General features: G+C 59.9%; 19 protein-coding genes. 7 read left to right on the top strand and 12 right to left on the bottom strand.

Annotation, left to right across the window (positions count from 1 at the left end; all coding sequences use genetic code 11):
• Positions 1 to 15 precede the first annotated feature (15 nt).
• Complete coding sequence (locus tag AB4Y32_RS22245; protein ID WP_368723408.1) at positions 16 to 1,494, bottom strand: aldehyde dehydrogenase; 1,479 nt, start codon at positions 1,492 to 1,494, stop codon at positions 16 to 18.
• A gap of 212 nt (positions 1,495 to 1,706) precedes the next feature.
• Here AB4Y32_RS22245 and AB4Y32_RS22240 point away from each other — a divergent pair, with 212 nt between their 5' ends.
• Both AB4Y32_RS22240 and AB4Y32_RS22235 read left to right on the top strand, forming a co-directional pair.
• Positions 1,707 to 2,603 (top strand): GNAT family N-acetyltransferase, encoded by an 897-nt coding sequence (locus AB4Y32_RS22240; RefSeq protein WP_368723407.1) that lies wholly within the window; start codon positions 1,707 to 1,709, stop codon positions 2,601 to 2,603.
• A 215-nt stretch (positions 2,604 to 2,818) separates the two neighbouring features.
• Complete coding sequence (locus AB4Y32_RS22235; RefSeq protein WP_368723406.1) at positions 2,819 to 3,997, top strand: aminotransferase class V-fold PLP-dependent enzyme; 1,179 nt, start codon at positions 2,819 to 2,821, stop codon at positions 3,995 to 3,997.
• Between the two features lie 216 nt (positions 3,998 to 4,213).
• On the opposite strand, the gene AB4Y32_RS22230 is transcribed toward AB4Y32_RS22235, so the two are convergent.
• Entirely contained in the window at positions 4,214 to 5,863 is a 1,650-nt protein-coding gene (locus tag AB4Y32_RS22230) for a diguanylate cyclase (protein ID WP_368723405.1), read from the bottom strand.
• Between the two features lie 348 nt (positions 5,864 to 6,211).
• Here AB4Y32_RS22230 and AB4Y32_RS22225 point away from each other — a divergent pair, with 348 nt between their 5' ends.
• Positions 6,212 to 6,928 carry a transposase gene (locus tag AB4Y32_RS22225; RefSeq protein WP_368723404.1) on the top strand — a complete coding sequence of 239 codons (717 nt, stop codon included), beginning with the start codon at positions 6,212 to 6,214 and terminating at the stop codon, positions 6,926 to 6,928.
• A gap of 325 nt (positions 6,929 to 7,253) precedes the next feature.
• On the opposite strand, the gene AB4Y32_RS22220 is transcribed toward AB4Y32_RS22225, so the two are convergent.
• Positions 7,254 to 7,562, bottom strand: coding sequence for a hypothetical protein (locus AB4Y32_RS22220; RefSeq protein ID WP_368723403.1), 309 nt, complete (start codon positions 7,560 to 7,562; stop codon positions 7,254 to 7,256).
• A gap of 163 nt (positions 7,563 to 7,725) precedes the next feature.
• Between AB4Y32_RS22220 and AB4Y32_RS22215 the strand changes: the two genes are divergently transcribed.
• The gene (locus AB4Y32_RS22215; RefSeq protein ID WP_368723402.1) at positions 7,726 to 8,004 is read left to right on the top strand and encodes a DUF1643 domain-containing protein; all 279 of its coding nucleotides are present in this window, start codon (positions 7,726 to 7,728) and stop codon (positions 8,002 to 8,004) included.
• Positions 8,005 to 8,143: 139 nt separating this feature from the next.
• On the opposite strand, the gene AB4Y32_RS22210 is transcribed toward AB4Y32_RS22215, so the two are convergent.
• The gene (locus AB4Y32_RS22210; protein ID WP_368723401.1) at positions 8,144 to 8,383 is read right to left on the bottom strand and encodes a hypothetical protein; all 240 of its coding nucleotides are present in this window, start codon (positions 8,381 to 8,383) and stop codon (positions 8,144 to 8,146) included.
• A gap of 35 nt (positions 8,384 to 8,418) precedes the next feature.
• Here AB4Y32_RS22210 and AB4Y32_RS22205 point away from each other — a divergent pair, with 35 nt between their 5' ends.
• Both AB4Y32_RS22205 and AB4Y32_RS22200 read left to right on the top strand, forming a co-directional pair.
• On the top strand, positions 8,419 to 8,655 hold the full coding sequence (locus AB4Y32_RS22205) for a hypothetical protein (RefSeq protein WP_368723400.1): 237 nt from the start codon (positions 8,419 to 8,421) through the stop codon (positions 8,653 to 8,655).
• A 208-nt stretch (positions 8,656 to 8,863) separates the two neighbouring features.
• A complete protein-coding gene (locus AB4Y32_RS22200; RefSeq protein ID WP_368723399.1) occupies positions 8,864 to 9,040 on the top strand; it encodes a hypothetical protein in 177 nt (58 codons plus the stop codon).
• 81 nt (positions 9,041 to 9,121) lie between these two features.
• Here AB4Y32_RS22200 and AB4Y32_RS22195 read toward each other — a convergent pair whose 3' ends face one another.
• From AB4Y32_RS22195 to AB4Y32_RS22180, 4 genes are all read right to left on the bottom strand, one after another.
• Positions 9,122 to 10,741, bottom strand: a complete 1,620-nt coding sequence (locus tag AB4Y32_RS22195) for an L-lactate permease (protein WP_368723398.1) — start codon at positions 10,739 to 10,741, stop codon at positions 9,122 to 9,124.
• Between the two features lie 302 nt (positions 10,742 to 11,043).
• Entirely contained in the window at positions 11,044 to 11,355 is a 312-nt protein-coding gene (locus AB4Y32_RS22190; RefSeq protein ID WP_368723397.1) for a high-potential iron-sulfur protein, read from the bottom strand.
• 452 nt (positions 11,356 to 11,807) lie between these two features.
• Entirely contained in the window at positions 11,808 to 13,331 is a 1,524-nt protein-coding gene (locus AB4Y32_RS22185; protein ID WP_368723396.1) for a CoA-acylating methylmalonate-semialdehyde dehydrogenase, read from the bottom strand.
• A gap of 45 nt (positions 13,332 to 13,376) precedes the next feature.
• A complete protein-coding gene (locus AB4Y32_RS22180; RefSeq protein WP_439899820.1) occupies positions 13,377 to 14,705 on the bottom strand; it encodes an aspartate aminotransferase family protein in 1,329 nt (442 codons plus the stop codon).
• Between the two features lie 111 nt (positions 14,706 to 14,816).
• Here AB4Y32_RS22180 and AB4Y32_RS22175 point away from each other — a divergent pair, with 111 nt between their 5' ends.
• Positions 14,817 to 16,229, top strand: a complete 1,413-nt coding sequence (locus tag AB4Y32_RS22175; RefSeq protein ID WP_368723395.1) for a PLP-dependent aminotransferase family protein — start codon at positions 14,817 to 14,819, stop codon at positions 16,227 to 16,229.
• Between the two features lie 51 nt (positions 16,230 to 16,280).
• On the opposite strand, the gene AB4Y32_RS22170 is transcribed toward AB4Y32_RS22175, so the two are convergent.
• The 4 genes from AB4Y32_RS22170 to AB4Y32_RS22155 all read right to left on the bottom strand — a co-directional run bounded on the left by AB4Y32_RS22170 (position 16,281) and on the right by AB4Y32_RS22155 (position 20,631).
• The gene (locus AB4Y32_RS22170) at positions 16,281 to 16,988 is read right to left on the bottom strand and encodes a GntR family transcriptional regulator (protein ID WP_368723394.1); all 708 of its coding nucleotides are present in this window, start codon (positions 16,986 to 16,988) and stop codon (positions 16,281 to 16,283) included.
• A 72-nt stretch (positions 16,989 to 17,060) separates the two neighbouring features.
• Positions 17,061 to 18,092 carry a proline racemase family protein gene (locus AB4Y32_RS22165; protein WP_368723393.1) on the bottom strand — a complete coding sequence of 344 codons (1,032 nt, stop codon included), beginning with the start codon at positions 18,090 to 18,092 and terminating at the stop codon, positions 17,061 to 17,063.
• An 11-nt stretch (positions 18,093 to 18,103) separates the two neighbouring features.
• Positions 18,104 to 19,585, bottom strand: coding sequence for an aldehyde dehydrogenase family protein (locus AB4Y32_RS22160; RefSeq protein ID WP_368723392.1), 1,482 nt, complete (start codon positions 19,583 to 19,585; stop codon positions 18,104 to 18,106).
• Positions 19,586 to 19,587: 2 nt separating this feature from the next.
• The gene (locus AB4Y32_RS22155) at positions 19,588 to 20,631 is read right to left on the bottom strand and encodes a proline racemase family protein (protein ID WP_368723391.1); all 1,044 of its coding nucleotides are present in this window, start codon (positions 20,629 to 20,631) and stop codon (positions 19,588 to 19,590) included.
• Between the last annotated feature and the right edge of the window lie 36 nt (positions 20,632 to 20,667).

The following is a 20,667-nucleotide window of genomic DNA, read 5'->3' as shown; positions in this document are numbered from 1 at the left end:
CGCGCGTAAGGATTTTTAGAGGCGCACGTCGATCAGCACGCTCTTGAAGCGCAGATTCGCTTCGTAAGCCTGCCGGCCGAGATCCTTGCCGATGCCCGAGCGCTTGTAGCCGCCCGTCGGGATCATGAAATCGCTGGTGCGCCCGTAGCGGTTCACCCAGACCGTGCCCGCCTCCATGCCCCGCACCATACGCAGCGCGCGGCCCAGATCGGCCGTATGCACGCCCGCCGCGAGCCCATACTCCGGATGCGCAGCGAGTTCGAGCGCTTCTTCTTCGGTATCGAAGGTTTGCAAGGTCAACACAGGCCCGAAGACTTCGTGGCGCACGGCTTCCGTGTCCGGCGTGACATTCGCGAGCAGGGTCGGCATATAGAAGGCGCCGGGCGTGGCGGCGTCCGCGCGCCGGCCGCCGCCACGCAAGGTCGCGCCGCTCGCGACGCTGCGTTCGATGATGGTGTCGATGCGCACCGCCTGCGGCTCCGAGATGATCGGCGGCAATGTCGTGCCGGGCGCCCACGTTGGGCCCGCCTTCAGTTCGCCAAAGAAGTTGACGATCCGCTCAGCGAGTTCATCCGCGATCGACCGTTCGACGAGAAGCCGCGATCCCGCCACACACACCTGCCCCGCATTCACCGTGATCGCGCCAACAATGCGGCGCGCGACATCATCGAGGCGCGGCGCATCCGCGAAGACGATCTGCGGACTCTTGCCGCCCAGTTCGAGCGTGACAGGCTTCGTGCCGGACTCCGCGCATGCGGCCATGATGGCGGCGCCCGTTCGCGTCGATCCCGTGAACGTCACCTTTGCGATGCGCGGGTCGCGCACGAGCGCATCGCCCGTCGTGCGTCCGTCGCCTTGCACGACGTTGAAGATGCCGGGCGGCACGCCCGCTTCCACCGCGAGTTCAGCAAGCCGCAGCACGGAGAACGGCGTCATCTCCGAAGGCTTCAGCACGACTGCGTTCCCCGCCGCGAGCGCGGGTGCGATCTTCCACGATGCCATTACCAGCGGGAAATTCCACGGCGCAATGGCGGCGATTACGCCGTAGGGCTCGGCGATCGTCATGCCGAGATGATCGTGGTCCGTCGCCGCGACGTCGCCGCCGATCTTGTCCGCGAACTCAGCGTAAAAGCGAATCCCTTCCGCCGTGAACGGCACGTCCCAGTTAAACGCGTCGCGAATGGGCCGCGTCGAGCCGAGCGATTCGAGCGGCGCGAGCGTGTCGGCGTCGGCGGCGACGAGATCGGCGAAGCGCCGCAGCACGCGAGCACGTTCGCGCGGCGCCGTGCGCGCCCAGCCGCTCGTCCCGTACGCGGTCCACGCGTTCTGCACCGCGCGATCGATCAGCGCGGCATCGGCGATGGGCACCGACGCATAGATCACACCATCGGACGGACGCGCGACCTCGATGTGCGACGCGCCTGCATCGACATACTCGCCGTCGATGAAATGTCCGCTGCGCACGTTGATGGTTGCGGGATCGAAACGGTCCATTTGCGTGAGTCCTTCGATTGCCTTGGATGCAGGACATCGTATGCCCGGCTGGTCGGCAGATTTCACCGACAAAAAAGCGCGCACAGCAGAATTGACGCGTTGTCGTGGCAGGAACCCTGCGTTTTGCATTGCATCATCGTCGTCACGGTTGCGGACCATGCGATAGAAAGATCGTCCTAGCCAGGCGCGCCGGACGATGAGAGAGTCACGGTATGTGTCTTCAGAACGAGGAGGCCGGCGTGCCCGACCCAAACAGCAACGGCGTGATCGCGTACCGCCCTTTCACGTCCGACGACATCGCGGCAGCCCATGCGCTGTCGAGCGCCGTCAGATGGCGGCACCGTCCCGATGACTGGTGCTTTGCGGCACGCACGGGCCAAGGCTTCGTCGCCGAGGACGGGAGCGGCGTGATCGGTACGGCGCTGTCGTGGCGGTTCGGTCGCGAGGCCGCGACGCTTGGCATGCTGATCGTGGCGCCCGGGCGACAAAGACGCGGCGTCGGACGCAAGCTGATCGAGCTACTGATCGAAGACCTCGGCACGCGTACCTTGCTGATTCACGCGAGCCCCGCTGGCCTGCCGCTGTGCGAGCAGTTCGGCTTTCGCAGCATCGGCACGATCCATCAGCATCAGGGCGCGGCATTTCAGCCGCCGCTCGTCTCACTGCCGGCTGGCGAGCGTCTTCGCCCTCTCGGCGTCAACGATGCGCCGCGTCTCGTCGAACTCGCTTCGCGCGCAAGCGGATTGGACCGGCGCGAATTGCTCCCGCAGTTGCTCGATATCTCGAGCGGCATCGCGCTCGACCGCGATGGCGAACTGATCGGCTTCGCGCTGTTCCGGCGCTTCGGCGATGGACATGTGATTGGCCCCGTGATCGCGCCCGGCTCGCCCGATGCGAGCCGCGCGAAGGCACTGATCAGCCACTGGCTCGCGTTGAATGCGGGCATGTTCGTGCGAGTCGATACGCCCGTGGAGCACGGGCTCTCCACGTGGCTCGAAGGGCTCGGGCTGCCGCACGTCGACAGCATCGAGAGGATGATGCGCAATGGGCCGCTCCCTGTCGATGCACAGTTCAAGCAGTTTGCGATTGCGAGCCAGGCGGTATGGTGATGCTCGCAAGCCGTTAGCGCGCCAGGAAAGAACAAGGCCCGCGTGCGCGCGACACGCGATTCGCGCAACGACGCGGGCACTTCGAACTCACATCTGGTCCACCTCGTCGTCAGCTATCGCGCAGTATCGGGAACGATGCGCAAGGGTGTTTGCACAGCGTGGGCCCGCGTGGCTAACGCATTTAATCCTATGCCCAACATGCGGAGAGAATACGTATGAACGCAGCACCGACACCAGGCATCCAGCTCTCCGGCGAAGCCTATTGGGAGCGCGTTCGCGCTGCGTATCCAAGGCAGCAACCACTGATGAACCTTAACAATGCGGCCGTTAGTCCTCCTCCGCTTGTCGTCGAACAGGCGACCATTGATGCCTTCCGGTTTGTCAGCCAGAATCCGGACGTCAATATGTGGAGCAAGCTCGACGCGGCCCTTCCGTCGACCAAGAAGCAACTCGCGGCGTTGGCGGATTGCAGTTCCGACGAAGTTGCATTGAACCGTAATTCTTCAGAAGGTCTATCCACAGTCATCTTCGGCATACCTTGCCGCGCGGGTGATCAAGTACTGATTTCCGAATGGGACTATCCGAGCGTACGCGCAGCCTGGCTGCAGCGGCTGCAGCGGGAGGGCATCACCGTCTCGAGCGTGGACTTCGACGTGATGGGCAGCGACGACGAAATCGTCAGGGCTTATGAAGAAGCCATCACTTCCAGGACGCGTGTCATACAGCTTACCCATATGCTGCACTGGACGGGGCGGCTGTTACCCGTCAAACGGATCTGCAAACTCGCGCGTGAGAGAAATATCATCACCGTTGTTGACGGCGCCCAGACGTTCGCACAGGTGCCGCTCAGCTTCCGCGATCTCGATTGCGACTTCTTCGTGACCAGCCTTCATAAATGGTTGGGTGCCCCGATCGGGAATGGCATGCTGATCGTCAGGCAGGGCCGGATTGACGACACCTGGCCGCTATTGGCTCCCTTTGATCCGCCTCCTCTGCGCATCGACAAATTCGATCACTGGAGTCTCGGCACCTGCAATTCGGCATTACAAGCCGGGATTGTTCCTGCGCTGAAATTCCATCAGGAGATCGGCACACAGAGAGTCCATGCGCGGCTGCAGGAGCTTACCCGTTACTGGATCGAACTGGCCAGTGACATCCCAGGCTTCCGGCTGCATTCGCCGTTGAACAGCGACCTGGGTGCGGTCAGCCTGTTCTCCATCGACAACCTCGATTCGAAGAAAATCGAACAGGAGCTTCGACAAAACCACCAGATTCACGTGAAATACCGTCAGGTACGGCACATCGAGGGACTTCGCGTCTCACCGCATATCTATATGCTCAAAAGCGAACTCGACGTTTTTGTGGCGGCATTGAGAGAAGTAGCCGATATGTGACGGGATACTTCGGCAACTGGCTCCGTGCGTACGCCGTGTCGTTGAACTGTTCGAACGCGCCTTCGCTGCAACACAATCATCCTTTACGGCATTTCCAGCCGACGATGGCGCGTATGTCGCATGCGTCGGTAGACTGGTCGTTGTGAGGGCAACGCAGTCGCCCCTGACGAACAAAACGGGATTGCGCGGGTGCGCAGCCGTGCGAGAACCGGCAACTCATGGGGCCCGCCGGTCTTGTCCGTGCTTTCGAGGGATGATACCTGCATGCCTCATTCTGGAGAGCATGTCTGTCATGCCCGGAACGGGGGCTACCTTGTTCCGGCCAGTCGCCTTCGCGTTGTACAGTGCCTCATCGGCAGCCTTGATCATCGCGGTCACGTCGTCGTCACGCTCCGGCGTCCAGCTGGCCGCACCGATGCTCGCAGTCACGCGCCCGTATTCACTGCCCGCATGCTCAATGGCAAGGTCGCTGATTGCCGAGCGGATCCTCTCGGCAATCAGCGAGGCGCCAGCCGGCGGCGTATCGGGCAATACCACCACGAACTCCTCTCCACCGTAACGCGCCGCGCTGTCGACCGGCCGACGGATGTTTTCGCCGATGCACCGTGCCACGGCGGCCAGCGCGTCGTCTCCCGCCTGGTGTCCGTACGTGTCGTTGTAGGCCTTGAAGCGGTCGATATCGACGAACAGCAGCGAAAAGACGCTGCGTGTCCGCCTGGCCCGGCGCCACTCCTGGTCGAGAATCTCGCCCAGCGTGCGGCGGTTGTGCAGGCCGGTGAGGCCATCCGTCCTCGCAAGCAGCTGCAGTTCGGATTCCGCGCGCATCCGGCGTCGCAACTGCGCACCGAACAGGAACGAGACCCCAACGAACGCCATGCCGAACCCGACCATGAGCGTGCCCATCGTCAGGGCGCGGCGTCGCCACGCCGCATAGATGTCCTGCTCCGCCTCCGCGACCATGATGATCAGCGGCAGGTCCGGAAAATTCCTGAAGAAATACAGGCGGCGTACGCCGTCAATTGACGCGGTGTCGGAAAAACTGCCTTCCGCGGCCGAGACAAAACGCCGGAATGTGCTTGCCTTGCTGATATCGCGCCCCGGGGTACGCGGGTCGTAGGGCTGCCGCATGATCATGATGCCGTCACGGCCGATCAGGGACACTGCGCCGTGCGGTCCGAGTGAGAGTCCAGCCAGGAGAAGGCGGAAATACTCAAGGTTGACCGAAAGCAGAACGATCCCCGCGAACGACCCGTCCGGATGGGACAGCCGGCGGCTTAAAGCGATGCTGGGCGAGCTGTTTCGCAACCTCGATTGATACGGGTCGCTAACATAGAGACCCACGTTCGGGTTGTCACGCTGGATCGTGAAGTATTTGCGATCCGAGAAATTGCCCTTGCGTGGAATGTCGCTGCCGGAGTCGATGACGATGTTACCGGACGCATCGAGCACCAGGATCGAGCCCAGGTCCTTGGCCGTGGCGGCACGGTCAAACAGAACCTGGTGACGCAGATGTGGCGGCAGCGCCATCACGTCCGCCTGATTGAGGCCGTCGACGACCGCCTGCAGGGAGAGCGCATACAGCTCGAAGTTTCGCTCGATGTCGCGCTCGGCAATCAGTGCGACGTTGCGCGATGTTCCACTGGCACGTTCGAGTGCATCCTGCCGGCTCTGGTACAGGACCATCGCACAAAGACCGACCATCACGCAGGCGACAAGCAGGCCACCGCAGACGATGCTGTAAGGCGTCGCAAACTCGACGCGTCTCAGTCTTGCTTTGAGGGACGCGATCGCGCCTGTCGTTTTTCCCACTGTCTCCACCACCCGAAGCGCCATGGTTAACAAGATGATCGAAAGTTCGGGCGACATTTTCCGATGCGCCGCTACAACCTGTCTATCGACGGGTTGCTTTGCAGGCTGCAATAGGACTTGCCTATTGTCTGAACACGATTAATGCAACTGGGTTGTCCATTCAGAATCCACACAGGCAGACACCATCATCGCGGCATAGCGCGGCGCTGCTATTCAGCGGTGACATAAGAGAGACGTTGGTTGCGGTCGTCAAATCAGCGAAAAGAGGCCAGAAAAAACGCCTGTTCGCGATGCAAACTCACAGACGTGATCGATAGAATTTCGTCCTATACACACGTTACGCACCGTCACGCATCCGATACCTGTCGGATCGCTTTCTCACATCGGATTTCCGGTTAATTCAGCATGACACGGCTCGCACGGCACTACGTCCCGGAACAACCGCAACACGTTATCTTGCAGGGGCTCGCGGGCCCCGCATTCCTGGACGAAGGAGACTACCTGTATTTCCTCGCCTGCCTGACAGATGCAGCGCGCGTCGCCGATCTGGCAGTTCACGCGTGGGTACTCATGCCCGACGCGGTACAGTTCCTCGTCACGCCTTCGTACGAGTCGAGCGTGGCCATGGCGATGCAGGCGGTCGGCCGTCGCTATGTCGAGACCTTCAACCGCCGCCACGGACGCCGCGGTACGGTGTGGCGTGGCGGGTACCGGGCAACAGTGATTGAGCCCGACCGGTATTTCCTGCTCGCGAGCCAGGTCATCGATCATGCGCCGGTGCGCAACCGCCTTGTGGCCGAGCCGGGAAGCTACCCGTGGTCGAGCTACACACACCACATCGGGCTGCGTGTCGATAGCTTCATCAAGGACCATCCACTCTACCGGGCGCTCGGCAATACGCCGATCGAGCGCCACCAGGCTTACCGTGATCTGGGCGCACAGCCTCTTGACGATCGCGAGGTCGATAACCTGATGCAGTCGACGCTCAATGGCTGGGTGCTCGGTAGCGCCGCGTATTGCGAGTGGGCGGCGCAAACAGCCAACCGGCGTTTGATGCCCCTGCTGCTGCGCGACCGGCCCGCGAAGGTTCGCGCGACACGCGCCCTCGCACACGTGGGCTAACGAAAAAACAAGCAAGGAAACCTTGCTTGTTTAAGAGGCGCTACGTCAGGTCGAGCGTTTGAATCCGTTCGGCCGGTGTCGCGAAGCCGCCCTGCCCGTTGCGTTCATCTTTGAACGCCGTGGCCGCATAGTGAATCCATTCCTGCACGGTGACCGAAGTTGCCGCCGCACCTCCTGTCTTTTTGTTTCCGTACCTCGACCGCGCCTCTATCGCGACGTCCGCAGAAAAGGTGGCTAATACTGGCCGAGCGATACGGCAAGATCCCACAAGGCAAGCACGCACAAAATTCCGATTATTGTGGCAATGAGGGACACAAAAAAACCATCAGACCGTGGGCGCTTCATCTGCGTGCTCCGAATTGTTGCCCGCGATCCGACTCTGCGATGGCGTAGAAAGGATCGAATCAATGAAAGTGTGCGCTCGACTCTCCCCATACCTGAATGCCTCTTGCTCAGTAAGAAAGTCGAACCGTTCTGGAAAACTTGCAAGCACTTGATCTGGAATGCCAGGCGAAGAAATCAACCACGACACGCGGTAGCGCCGACATATGCCACCGAACGCATGCCACTTGGCCGGCGTGACGTGGACTTCAATCTTGCATCCGCGATATGACGCATAGGACTTGGTGGACATGGCCTTCCTCGCTACGGAAACAGCGCGATGCGACGAGTTGCGCGCGTCGTCTGCTCCCGCGGTCAACAGATGGTGACCCGTATAAAGTCAGCATCCGACATGCCGGGCGGGCGGATTTAATTCGGTCTCAATCGAGAATTTTCCTGTGAATCGGTGAGAGGCATTGCATGAGCGCAATCATCAGCAAGCAACACTCGACGATCCAACGATTCGTCGCTGCCGCGGCTTCGCGAAGTTATGGGACTGCAACGGCCTCGCCGTGGCTAACGTCTACGCGCTGATCTCTAACGATCCGGCTGCACTCTGGTCGCATCCTGATCCGATCGGCCCGGGCAACGACGACTACGTTTGGAATTTGCGCGCGAGTGCGGCGACGGGTTTGTGCATGCGGTCCGAATGCAAAGCGGGAGCGCGCCGCACGCGTCGCCAGCATCCTGATTGACGCTGGAGTGTGACTGTGGTGCCTCGGCACTACGAAGGATGGCTCGCCACGTTACCCGCTTTACGTGCGCTCAGTTCAGCCACTGATCGAATGGCGCCCGGTCGCAGCATTCGCAGAGAAGGGAGATAAGGCGTGACGATCAAAACGCCATGGCGGCAAGCTGGAACAGCGCGCCCACACCAACGAGGGCAAAGCATGGCTTGACCAGTTTCTGGCTATGGTGCGTCACAACGCGCTTGACTCTCTGTTCCCCAAGATGGTCGACAGACCAGTCCGGATCTGGGTGAGACGCAGGCGAAAACCAGGCGGCGCCGATTCCGCCGAAAGCCATCATGGTAAGTCCGATGAAGTTCAGAACTGTGCTGATCGCGCTGATCATGATCTTTTTCCAGAATTGTTCGCGGGAGTTCTAGTATGAGCGAGAGCAGCAAGATCGAATGGAGGATCGTGGTCGAGGTTTCCTTCCGCGAATGGACGCCTCGCGGCGAACTCCGGCAGACGAAGTTCCTTGCCGTACGCCACGACAAAATCGGCGTGCGACGTCAGCATGGAGGCGGCAGTGAGGAATTCATTCATCGCATTCAAGACGGCTACCGACCCAGGAAGCGCCATTCGCACTCGTCGCCTCATCATTGGTTAGCTGTCTGGTAGTTGTCTGGAAGCAGCCAGTCACTTCGAGACTCCGCCGGCCGAGCGCGAATCGGTCTCGCACGCGCCCGTGCCCCAATTCCATCAAGTTGCCGACGGGCGCCCTCCAGGCCCGTGTTATGCGCCCAGTGCAGACAGACATGGCGATTTGCAGTGCGATTGCGCTCGACGGTCGCCAGGCATGTATCCGGTCGGACCAGAAAGGAGCGACATGATGATTACCGTACCGACGTTTCTCTTTCTCGTAGCCCTTTTCGCGTTGCTTGTGGCCATGCACCGCGGCGTGACCCGCAGGGCAGACACGAGCCTTCGCGCGCAATTCGAGTCGGAAGGCCCGGACAGCGAGGTCTCGCGCCAGCTGATGCGCGATTCGGGATATGGCGTCTGAGTTCCCACGTACCGCGGGACGATTGGCCGTGCGTACTGCGATGGCCAGATGGGCCACGATAGAAATCTCGACGGGCCTCGCCTAGCCTCCTGGAAGCGTCATCAAGCCGGGCGCAAGAAAGTAGAAGCCCACCCCGATGATGATCAGGTAGGCGAGCAGGATGAACGTCCATCCCATGTTGTGACGAATGACCTCGCCTTCATTGCGCACAAAACGGCTCGTCGAGACACCCACGCTCGCGGTTTGCGGCGCGACGGGCTTTCCTACCTCTGCGCCCACGGAGTTGAGTGTCGGCAACAGCAGAGTCGGGAAGCCGAGCAGTCGCCCGACCGTGACCTGGAAAAAGCCGAACATTGCATTGGTCGACGTATTGCTGCCGGAAAGGGCGACACCGATCCAGCCGAGAATCGGCGCGACGATGATGAAGGCGACCCCGATCTTCGAGAATCCCTCAGCGAGCGAGGCCGCCATGCCTGAGAAATTGAAGACATACGCGAGGCCGAAGATGAGGACCCCGACCAAAAAGGCGCCCCACATCTGATGCCAGGTACGACGGAAAGCCTCCGCGTACTGCGCGGGCTTCATGCCGATCATGAGCACAGTGATGAGCCAGGCGATGAAAATCGCCGTGCCGCCGATGAAAGGCGCGAAGGAAAAGACGGCGCTCACCTCGGAACCCTTGTGAATAGACGATCCCGCTGCGACCGACAGCTTCAGCAAGACCATCTTCGGCAGCGGCGACCATGGGCCCGTCCACAGCACGACCACGACGATCAGCACGATAAAGGGCAGCCATGCGCGAAAGACCTCCGTGCTCGAAAGTCCGTGCGACGAGTTGCCGACTTCTGCCGCTTCCCCGATCGGAATACCGCCATAGCCGAGCGTGCGCTTGGGTCGCCAGAATTTCAGCAGCACGAGCAGCGCGGCAAAGCAGACGATAGACCCGGTGACATCCGGCAGATAAGGGCCGAGGTACACGGCGACGGGATATTGTCCGGCGATGTAGGCCAGCGAGCCGACCACCGCAAGGGGCCAGCCGTCCTTGAGTCCGGTTCGGCCTGATACAAGATAAATCAATACCCACGGCGGAAGTAACGCGAGCACCGCCACGATATGTGCGACCGAGGCGGAAAGCGCGAGTATCGGCAGGCCCGTCACGGCCGCCAGCGCAATGATCGGCACGCCGAGCGCCCCGTAGGAAACGGGCGCGTTATTGGCGATCGCGGCAACCCGAATCGCGTTGAGATCGGGAATGCCCAGCGCGATAAGGATCGGCGCCACGAACGCCCACGGGTAGCCGAATCCGACGAGCCCTTCGAGCAATGCACCGAAAGCCCAGGCAAACATGATCGTCTGAACTCTGACGTCGGCCGTGCCTTGGGCGGTGAGCCAGCGCCGGAATTGATCGAACACACCGGTGAGTGTCAGGGAATTGAACAGCATTACACCCCAGAAAGTGATCCAGTCAACCGCCCAGATGCCCGTCAGCGAGCCATACACAAAAGCCCGTATCCCTGTGCCTACGGGCATGGCCCAGACGGCTGCCGCAAGGATGAATGTAATGACTGCGCCGATCAGCACGGAGAGCCAGGCGGAAAGCTTGAATACGGCGAGGAGTACGAGCAGAACGACCACGGGCACCAAGGATAGCAACCAGGAAATGAAGAGGTTGCCCGTTGGGTTGAGGACTTGCTGGAACATGATACGACTCCCTCTGACTGTTCAACGCCAGGAGCACAACGTCACTATGTGACCTGCCTTTCAGCGCAGGCGGCAAAACCTTGCCGCGAAAAGCGCAGAAGGCACGCGCGCGGGAGGGCGAAGACCGTGAAGACAGCGATCAAAGCGCCGCCATATCCCGCGAAATGCCGAGCGCCGCATATGTCGTACGATTTTCGTTCAGGCCGCGTCGACGTCCGGATGTCACGTAGCTCGCGAGTCAAGTCATCCGTATGCTGTCGCTCTACACACTGCCGTATGTCCAGACAACGACGGCGTGTAAGTTACGCCTTTTTCACGTAGGCGTTACACCATCCTTTTGCGTCGACCAGTTTGCCCCCATAGGTCGGACACGGCCCGTTCGCGGAGCCGGGTTTGCCTTGATATAGCTGGCAATTGGCACAGGTCTGCCCTGTCTGGTACTTGGGGAACTTCGTCTTGTCGACTTTCGACGCGTCCATCTTGTATCCGAGCGCCCGCGCGGTCGGATCGTTTTCCGCCAGCACGGCCGCGTCCGCGTTTGACCTTGTCGAGAGAACCGTGGTTGAGGCAACGGATGCGGCAAGTAGCATGAAATGACGCCGAGAGAGTGACACGTCCGGAACTCCTTTCGGGACACGACCAGATGGCGGCAACGTGGCAGTAAACTGGTCAAGCGCAAACCGCCTCGTCAACAAGACTAGCAATCAGCATGCCTTACGATTTACGTATAACCGTTCTCAGCCAGCCCGTTGGTCAACATATATGGGTTGACGTATTTCACTATGGTGTGAACTGCGGAGGGCAGATCAAGAGATTGGTATCGCCATCAACCAGACCTTGACTCAGGACGCCACCGGGACCGTGGTGATGCCTGAACTGGAAGCAATGGGACTCTAAAATAACTTCGCGCGGATCATTATCGGTGGCAATCGGAAATTCTTTGCCACGGTTGTGTTCCGCCTTTTGTAATATCATAACGTGACATATATGCGGTAGCAGACGTCTCCAATCACAATCTATTAAGCGGACCCGGCTTGGGGGTCCGCTTAACAGGAACGTCAACACATCATTTTGCGACAGGCATCGTGAATTCTGCGCCCTTGGCGATACTGTCAGGCCATCTTTGCATCACGCTCTTGTAGCGAGTATAGAAGCGCACGCCTTCTTCACCGTATGCGTGATGATCGCCAAACAACGAACGCTTCCAGCCGCCGAATGAATGCCACGCCATCGGAACGGGAATAGGCACATTGACGCCAACCATCCCAACCTGAATCTGTCGTGCGAATGCTCGGGCCACGCCACCGTCCGAGGTGTACAGTGACACTCCGTTCGCAAACTCGTGAGCGTTGATCAGCTTCACGGCACTGGCGAAATCTGGCACGCGAATCACGGCTAGGACGGGGCCAAAGATTTCCTCCTTATAGATTTTCATGTACGTTCGGACATCGTCGAACAGCGTGCCGCCGATGAAGAATCCATTTTCTGCGTACACAGGATGGTCTCGGCCGTCGACGATGAGCTTTGCGCCTTCCGCCTCGCCGGAAACGATATAGCCAGATACCTTCGCCTTGTGTTCAGCGGTGACGAGAGGCCCCATCTCGGCATCGAGATTCTCGCCATTCTTGATGACGAGCGACTTGACGCGAGGAATCAGCTTCTCGATGAGCCGGTCTCCCGTGTTGCCGACCGCAACTGCCACCGAGATAGCCATGCAGCGTTCACCTGCCGACCCATAGGCTGCTCCAATCAGTGCGTCGACGGCCTGGTCAAGGTCGGCGTCCGGCATCACGACGAGGTGATTCTTCGCACCGCCCAAAGCCTGCACACGCTTGCCACGCCTGGACGCTTCCGTGTGGATGTATTCGGCAATCGGCGTCGAGCCAACGAACGACAGTGCAGCAACGTCCGGATGCTCGATGAGCGCGTCCACCGCGACCTTGTCACCATTGACCACATTGAACACACCGTCGGGCAGCCCCGCTTCCTTGAGCAGTTCGGCCAGACGCAGCGAAGCCGACGGGTCACGCTCGGAGGGTTTGAGCACGAACGTGTTGCCACAGGCCAGGGCGACGGGGAACATCCACATCGGGACCATCACCGGGAAATTGAACGGCGTGATGCCTGCAACCACGCCAAGCGGCTGGCGAAGATTCCAGTTGTCGATACCACCGCCAATCTGGTCGGTGAAGTCCGTCTTCAGCAGGTTGGGAATGCCGCATGCAAATTCGACAACTTCGATGCCACGGACGACTTCGCCCTGTGCGTCGGTGAACACCTTGCCGTGCTCACGCGTGATGAGCATCGCCAGTTCATCATGATGCTTGTTCAGCAGCTCCTTGAACTTGAACAGGATGCGAGCACGTTTGAGCGGAGCCGTCTCGCTCCAGCCTGGAAATGCCGCCGCTGCTGCCTGTACCGCGCGGTCCACTTCTTCGACAGATGCCAGCGCCACTGCAGCCGTCACTTCACCCGTTGCCGGATTGAAGACATCCTTGAAGCGCTCGCTCGTGGGAGCAACCACTTGACCGTTGATGAAGTGGCTCACCTGTTTGACGGCGAGATTCGCCTTCTTGTTTGCTACGTTCATTTCAAAACTCCGGATGCGAAGGCCGACGCGGCCTGCTAGTTCAAATCAGGCGACGTTACGCAGAGCGTCCCGCACCGTCGAGAAAATCTGGTCAATCTTCTGCTCGTCGACAATCAGCGGCGGCGAGAAGGCGAGGATGTCGCCCGTATAACGCACAAGCACACCGGCTTCGAAGCACTTCAGGAACACCTCGTATGCACGTGCCCCCGGCGCACCCGCACGCGACTCAAGCTCGACACCGGCAACGAGACCGAGATTGCGGATGTCCTTCACATACGGGGAACCGTGCAGTTCGTGCACGGCATCTTCAAACACGCCGGAGAGTTCCTTTGCAAGCTCGAACAAACGGTCACGCTTGTAAATGTCCAGCGTGGCGATTGCGGCAGCCGCCGCTGCCGGGTGCGCCGTGTACGTGTAGCCGTGGAAGAATTCGATGGCATTCTCAGCGCCCGCATTGACAACAGCGTCGTGCACGGCACGGCTGGCCGCCACAGCTCCCATCGGTATTGCCGCGTTATTGATTGCCTTGGCCATCGTAATGATGTCCGGCACGACGCCGAAGTATTCACTCGCGGTGGGTGCACCGAGGCGACCAAATCCGGTAATCACTTCATCGAAAATCAGCAGGATGCCGTGCTTGTTGCACAGCTCGCGCAACCGTTCGAGATAGCCCTTCGGCGGAACAATCACGCCCGTCGAACCGGCCAGCGGCTCAACGATAACCGCCGCGATGGTTGACGCGTCATGCAGAGCCACGAGCCGCTCGAGTTCGTCGGCCAGATGTGCGCCCCATGTCGGCTGGCCGCGCGTGAACGCAGCTTCCGCAATGTTCAATGTATGCGGAAGGTGGTCGACGTGCGGCATCAGGTTGCCCGAGAAAGTCTTGCGGTTCGCCAGAATGCCGCCCACCGAGATGCCGCCAAAGCCGACACCGTGATAACCACGCTCGCGACCGATGAAGCGGGTACGTTGACCTTCGCCACGCGCGCGATGATAGGCAAGCGCCATTTTCAGCGCAGTGTCGACCGACTCCGAACCCGAGTTCGTAAAGAAGATGCGGTCAAGACCGGCGGGCATAAACTCTGCAACCTTGGTCGCCGCTTCGAATGCGAGCGGATGGCCCATCTGGAACGTAGGCGCATAGTCCATCGTTGCAAGCTGCTCAGCCACGGCCTGCGTAATCTCCGCACGACCGTGACCGGCGTTGACGCACCAGAGTCCCGCTGTAGCATCGAGTACGGGACGGTCATCGACCGTCGTGTAATACATCCCCTTCGCGGACTTGAAGAGTCGAGGTGCTGCCTTGAACTGGCGGTTCGCCGTGAACGGCATCCAGAAATTCGAGAGGTCAGGGCTTTGCGTTGTGCTCATCATTTGACTCCGTGAATATGGAGCCAACTCTATCGACTTCGCACGCTACAATCACTGGACAGCCAAAATCAAACAGCCAGACCGTGCTGATTTTTTCTTCTCAACTGTATTGAAATGTTCAAACTGAAGCTGTCCCGGTCGCGAAAGGACGAGGGCACGCTGGTGGACCAGATTGTCTCGTCAATCGAAGAAGAGTTGAAACATGGGACGTATCCTGCTGGTATAGCATTGCCGTCAGTACGCGCGTTTGCGAAATCACATAGCCTGAGCACCTACACGGTCTCCGAAGCGTATCAACGGCTTGTTTCACTCGGGCTCGTCGTGGCGCGTGCAGGCGCGGGGTATCGCGTTGCAACGCCCGCCGCAAAGGCTCCTGCAGCACCCGCCTGGAGTGCGCCGAGCCTGAATGCCGCGTGGCTCCTTTCTGATGTATTTGCAGACCAGTCTGTGCCCATCAAGGCGGGATGCGGCTGGATTCCGAACGACTGGATAAACGAAAGCGGCATCCAGCACGCGCTGCGCGTCGTAAGCCGTGTTCCTGGGCCGCGCATTGGAGGGTATGGTCATCCGTACGGGCTCGCTACCCTGCGCGAGCACATTGCCAGCTCGTTGCGCAGATATTCCCTTTCAGTCGGACCCGCTGATGTCCTGTTGACGCAAGGTGTCACCCAGGCGTTAGACCTCATCGTCCGTACCCTGCTTCAGCCGGGCGATACGGTCATCGTAGAAGACCCGTGCTACTGCAACCTGCTGCAGATTCTGAAGGTGGCCTTCGTGAATGTCGTGAGCGTGTCTCGCACGCCGGATGGAATCGATAGCGCCGAACTGGAAGAGATTGTCAGGCTGCATCGGCCGAAGGGGATATTCATCAACACGGTATTGCAAAACCCGTCAGGGACATCGCTCGGCGCATCCTCCGCGTTCCGCCTGCTTCAGATTGCCGACCGCGAAGGATTATGGGTCGTCGAAGACGACATCTCCAGAGAACTTGCACCGCCCGGCGCGCCCTGCCTCGCCGCCATGGAAGGCTTGCGACGAGTCGTCTACGTGTCGGGCTTTTCAAAGACGATTACGCCGGCGATGCGCGTCGGCTACATCGCCGCGAGCCGTGACCTGGTCTCGCGGTTTGCGTTGACCAAGATGGCAGTGGGCCTGACATCGTCTGAAATCACAGAGAGGGCCGTCGCGAACGTGCTTATCGAAGGTCACTACGACCGTCATACAGCTCATATCCGGGAGCGGCTGTTCAATGCGCACATGCGCGTGACTGAAGCGATGGCCAACTCCGGACTCGAAGTCTTCCACACGCCAAACGCCGGGCTGTTCTTGTGGGCGAAGCTGCCTATCAGACCTGAGGACAGCATCGAAGTAGCTCACGAAGCGTTGGCAAAAGGGATATGGCTAGCACCCGGCTCCTATTTCCGGCCCGGGGAGCCTGCATCGGAATGGTTCAGGTTCAACGCAGCGACGTCTGACGTTCCTGAGCTGTGGGCTTTTATGAAGGGATTGTCGGGACGAACCACATAGCGAACCACGAGAAAAAGGCAGCCCTGGAGAGACCAAAGCTGCACGCGTCGGTTACAGAATCGCCATCGACTCTGTCATGTTCTGCCGCATGTAGTCGAGGAATCGCTTCTGGAACAGCATGGTGTGTTCGTGTGCCGCTTTTTCGGCGGCGTCGGCGTCTTTCCTCGCTATTGCGTCGATCAGTTCATCGTGATCGCGTCCCAGCTTGCCCGCAGTGGGTGAAGTGACCGTGAAGTCAAAATGCAGATGCAGCAAGCGCTGGCCTTCGCCTAACAGGCGCTCGTAGTATCCGACGAAGTAAGGGTTGTTCGCCGCATGCGCGATGGACATGTGTAGTGCCTTGTTCGTCTCGGACATCGCCTGGAAGTCGCCACTTTCCACCGCCTGCATGTAGACGTCATCCGCCTTGCGGATCAGGGCAAGGTCGGCATCGGTCCGGTGCTGCGCTGCGAGGCGCGTTACCGCGCGCTGGATAAGGTCCAATGCCGAAATGTATTTCGGAAATTCCTCAATCTCGAACGGCGTCACAAGCGTCGTCCGGTTCGGAAGTATCGTCACCAGCCCTTCGCTAATCAGTCGCGCGAGCGCATCACGCACCGGCGAGCGCGAAAGCCCGAACTGCTCCGCAAGAGAAACTTCGTCCAGCGGGGCACCTGGCTTCAGTCGAAGCGTCAGGATCTGCTTTCGTAGTTCTTCATAGATGTATCGTCCGCCATGCCGACGGCCGCTGGGCTCAGTCTCCGCCGTACCTTTGCTCATCGTTTCACCACCATAATCGTGGGCCCGAAAAGACGGGCGCGCATTTAAGTTTATCATCGCGCGCACTCTGCCTCACGCCTTCGGGAAACCCGAGCCCCACGTATCGCTGAGCATGAAGCCGGCGGCCAGCGGGTCGTCGGGGTCGACCCCGATCTGCTGGATACCGTAGAGCCATGCCCGCCCCTGAATACGCGGAAGAACCGCCGGCCTGCCGCCTACATCGGTCTTTCCGAGCAGTTCCACGTTGAATTCGCCCCCGATGGTCGAGCGCGATTTGAGTCGGCTGCCCACATCGGCCAGTCCCCGGGCGGCCAGCGTCGCGAGGTTGGCCGAACTTCCTGTCCCGCACGGCGACCTGTCGACCCGACCGGGGGGCAGTGTCGTGCACGTTTGATAAACGTCGTCACTGACGCGGTTGCGGAACATCACATAGGCGACTTCGTTGATCTGCGGGTAGAGAGGATGTTGCACCTGAATCTGCCGGTTGATTGTCTCTTTCAGCGCAACGCCGAGTTCTGCGAGTTCGCGGGCATTCTCGGGGGCAATCTTCAGGCCCACCTGCTCCACATCGACGAGGGCGTAATAGACGCCGCCGAAAGCGACGTCGACCTTGATTGTCCCGAACTGGGACGTCTCAAGGCCAAGGTCAAGTTGCTCGACGAACGATGCAACCATGTCGAGTGAGACCCCGGTGCAACGCCCATCCTTGCATGTCGCGCGCGCAGTGACCAGTCCTGCCGGCGTATCGAGCACAACAGTCGTTTCCGGCTCCTGCATCTCGACCATGCCCAGCTCCAGCAACGCAGTCACAACGCAGATCGCGTTACTGCCAGACATCGGATGTGCCTTGTCCGCCTGCAACACGATAAAGCCCGCATGCGCTTCCGGGCGTGTCGGCGGCAGCAGCAGATTCACCGACATCTGAAGGCATCCACGAGGTTCCAGCACGACAAGCCTTCGAAGGCTGTCATCTACTTCGTTGATGTAGTTCATCTTGTCGAGCATGGTCTCACCTGGAATGCCGACGACCCCTCCTGTGATGACCTTGCCGATTTCGCCTTCGCAATGAACGTCGACCAGCTGCAGTGTTCTTCTCCAACGCATGATTGTCCCGCTTACTTGATGTACCAGCCCCAAGGCTCGTCACTATTGAAACGCGTAATTTGCTTGGTCTCGAGATAGTTGTTCAAGCCCCACTCGCCGAGTTCGCGGCCAATGCCGCTCTGCTTGTAGCCGCCCCACGGCGCTTCCGTGAACGTCGGCTGGCTGCAGTTGATCCAGACGATGCCCGCGCGCAACGCGCGGGCCACACGCGCGCAACGCGCATCATCACGAGACATCACTGCGGCAGCCAGGCCAAACCGCGAGTCGTTTGCGGACCGTACGGCCTCGGCCTCGTCATCAAAAGGCCGGATGCAGACCACGGGGCCGAAAATCTCTTCGTTCCATACCCAGCTTTCGGCCGGGACATCGGCAAATACAACCGGCTCCATAAAGTAACCCTTGTCGAGATTTGCCGGCCGTCCTCCGCCCGTTACCAGACGAGCGCCTTCATCCCTGCCACGCTGTACCGCCTCGAGCACCTTTTCGTACTGTCCCTGGCTGACAATTGGACCGAGCAGCACGCCATCCTCTAGGCCGTTTCCGATAGTGATTTTGCGCGTTTCCTCTTCGAGCCGTTGGAGCAGGCGTTCGTAAATGCCACGCTGCACGAGCACTCGCGATGTAGCCGAGCAAACTTCGCCTTGATTCCAGAAGATGCCAAACATAATCCACTCGACCGCCGCGTCGATATCGCTATCGTCGAAGACGATGAATGGCGACTTCCCGCCCAGTTCGAGGCTGATGTTTTTGATGTCGCGGGCGGCCGCCTGCATGATTCGGCTGCCGGTCGGCACGCTACCGGTGAACGCCAGCTTGTCGATGCCGGAATGCTCGCTTAGCGGAGCGCCCGCATCCTTACCCAGGCCGGTAACGATGTTGAGCACGCCGGGTGGCAGGTCAGCGGCAGTCGCGATGTCACCGAGTTCGAGCGCTGTCAACGGCGTCAGTTCTGACGGCTTCAGGACCATCGTACAACCTGCTGCGAGCGCTGGCGCGACTTTCCATGCGGCCATCAGCATTGGGAAATTCCAGGGAATGATGGCGCCGGCGACACCGACGGGCTCCTTGCGTGCAACAGAGCTGAAGCGGCCATCCGACAGCGCAATGGGCTTCTCCGCATCAGTGTCCAGCTTTTCAGCAAGCCCGGCATAGAACTCAAAGCAGCCAGCTGCGTCGCCCAGGTCCCAAAGAGCTTCAGGGAGCGGCTTCCCGTTGTCGCGCACCTCGATTTCCGCGAGTTGCTGGAGACGGTCGCGAATACCTTTTCCGATTCTGCGAAGAATGGCGCCACGTTCGGCGCCGCTCATACGTGGCCACGGACCATTGTCGAAGGCTTCGCGGGCAGCCTCGACTGCCGCGTCGACGTCTTCCGAAGTTGCGGCTGCGACGTTCGCAAGCACCTCTTCCGTGCTCGGGTCGGTGGTTTCGAAGGTTCCGTTTTGCACGGGCGCGACCCAGTGGCCGTTGATGAAAAGCTTGTCGTACGATTTCATGGTCAGATGCATTCCTGCTTTCGCGATTTGATGAGTTTGTCGTCAACGGTTTCGAGCCAGGTATCAGCGACGGTGAAGCCGTTCTGGAATCGGTCCGTCGGGTCGACGCCAATCTGGGAAATGGCGGTTATCCATGCCTGGCCAGCTACGACGGGCACCACGGCTGCGTAATCGCCGACCTTCGTCACGGTAATCGATTCGTGAATAAAGCTCTCGCCCACGTCAATGAGGCCGCGCGCATGCAACACTGCGAGACGCGACGAGGTTCCCGTACCACATGGAGAACGGTCGCAGCGTCCGGGCGAAACAATCACGGTATTGCGCGCGAAGAGCCGTCCATTTTCCCGTTTTAACGGCCCCATGAACTGCGTGTTCGTGACGCCTTTGATGAGCGGATTTAGCGGATGTGAGAAGGGAAGCTGGTCGACTGCAGCGGCCTTGATTTTCTGTCCAAGTTCACTAAGGTCTCGCGCCTCATCCGGTGTAATCTCAAAGCCAAGAGATTGCGCATCGACAAGTGCGTAAGTCATGCCGCCATAGGCGACATCTACTTTGATGGTGCCGACACCAGCGACCTCGACATTGGCATCAAGGTGAGCAACGAAGGCCGGTTGATTCGTGAATTCAACTCGCCTCACCTTGCCATTCGAGCACTCGCAACGCGCGTGAATGAGGCCGGCGGGCGCCTCCAGCACCAGTTCGGTTACGGGCTCTTCCATCTTCAGAATGCCTGTTTCGAGCAGTACTGTCGCGACGCACATCGTGTTCGAGCCGGACATCGCCACGTATTCGGTTGACTCGCCAATCACGTAACCCATCTGCGCGCGTGGGTCCGTCGCCGGCAAAATGAAGTTGACGTTGTGATTGGCAGCCCCGCGAGGTTCGAAGAGACAGATCTTTCGCAGCTCGTCGCCGTGTTCTTCGAGATACATCATCTTGTCGAACATGGTTGCGCCTGGCACGTCAATCAGTCCTCCCGTCACCACATTGCCGACTTCGCCCTCGGCATGGCAACTCACCATCGTGAAAGTCCTGTTCCAACGCATTGGTTTCTCCGCGGCAAATGCTTCAGATGAGCCGTT

The sequence above is a fragment of the Paraburkholderia phymatum genome, assembly GCF_040965635.1.
Classification (GTDB): domain Bacteria; phylum Pseudomonadota; class Gammaproteobacteria; order Burkholderiales; family Burkholderiaceae; genus Paraburkholderia; species Paraburkholderia phymatum_B.
The sequence above is the reverse complement of the archived record's forward strand: the minus strand, read 5'-3'. Positions and strand labels throughout refer to the sequence as shown.

What these genes read in the sequence shown, in the direction of transcription:
- AB4Y32_RS22245 (WP_368723408.1), bottom strand. Translation starts at nt 1,494, where the DNA reads ATGGACCGTTTCGATCCCGCAACCATCAACGTGCGCAGCGGACATTTC.
- AB4Y32_RS22240 (WP_368723407.1), top strand. Translation starts at nt 1,707, where the DNA reads ATGTGTCTTCAGAACGAGGAGGCCGGCGTGCCCGACCCAAACAGCAAC.
- AB4Y32_RS22235 (WP_368723406.1), top strand. Translation starts at nt 2,819, where the DNA reads ATGAACGCAGCACCGACACCAGGCATCCAGCTCTCCGGCGAAGCCTAT.
- AB4Y32_RS22230 (WP_368723405.1), bottom strand. Translation starts at nt 5,863, where the DNA reads ATGTCGCCCGAACTTTCGATCATCTTGTTAACCATGGCGCTTCGGGTG.
- AB4Y32_RS22225 (WP_368723404.1), top strand. Translation starts at nt 6,212, where the DNA reads ATGACACGGCTCGCACGGCACTACGTCCCGGAACAACCGCAACACGTT.
- AB4Y32_RS22220 (WP_368723403.1), bottom strand. Translation starts at nt 7,562, where the DNA reads ATGTCCACCAAGTCCTATGCGTCATATCGCGGATGCAAGATTGAAGTC.
- AB4Y32_RS22210 (WP_368723401.1), bottom strand. Translation starts at nt 8,383, where the DNA reads ATGATCAGCGCGATCAGCACAGTTCTGAACTTCATCGGACTTACCATG.
- AB4Y32_RS22205 (WP_368723400.1), top strand. Translation starts at nt 8,419, where the DNA reads ATGAGCGAGAGCAGCAAGATCGAATGGAGGATCGTGGTCGAGGTTTCC.
- AB4Y32_RS22200 (WP_368723399.1), top strand. Translation starts at nt 8,864, where the DNA reads ATGATGATTACCGTACCGACGTTTCTCTTTCTCGTAGCCCTTTTCGCG.
- AB4Y32_RS22195 (WP_368723398.1), bottom strand. Translation starts at nt 10,741, where the DNA reads ATGTTCCAGCAAGTCCTCAACCCAACGGGCAACCTCTTCATTTCCTGG.
- AB4Y32_RS22185 (WP_368723396.1), bottom strand. Translation starts at nt 13,331, where the DNA reads ATGAACGTAGCAAACAAGAAGGCGAATCTCGCCGTCAAACAGGTGAGC.
- AB4Y32_RS22180 (WP_439899820.1), bottom strand. Translation starts at nt 14,705, where the DNA reads ATGATGAGCACAACGCAAAGCCCTGACCTCTCGAATTTCTGGATGCCG.
- AB4Y32_RS22175 (WP_368723395.1), top strand. Translation starts at nt 14,817, where the DNA reads ATGTTCAAACTGAAGCTGTCCCGGTCGCGAAAGGACGAGGGCACGCTG.
- AB4Y32_RS22170 (WP_368723394.1), bottom strand. Translation starts at nt 16,988, where the DNA reads ATGAGCAAAGGTACGGCGGAGACTGAGCCCAGCGGCCGTCGGCATGGC.
- AB4Y32_RS22165 (WP_368723393.1), bottom strand. Translation starts at nt 18,092, where the DNA reads ATGCGTTGGAGAAGAACACTGCAGCTGGTCGACGTTCATTGCGAAGGC.
- AB4Y32_RS22160 (WP_368723392.1), bottom strand. Translation starts at nt 19,585, where the DNA reads ATGAAATCGTACGACAAGCTTTTCATCAACGGCCACTGGGTCGCGCCC.
- AB4Y32_RS22155 (WP_368723391.1), bottom strand. Translation starts at nt 20,631, where the DNA reads ATGCGTTGGAACAGGACTTTCACGATGGTGAGTTGCCATGCCGAGGGC.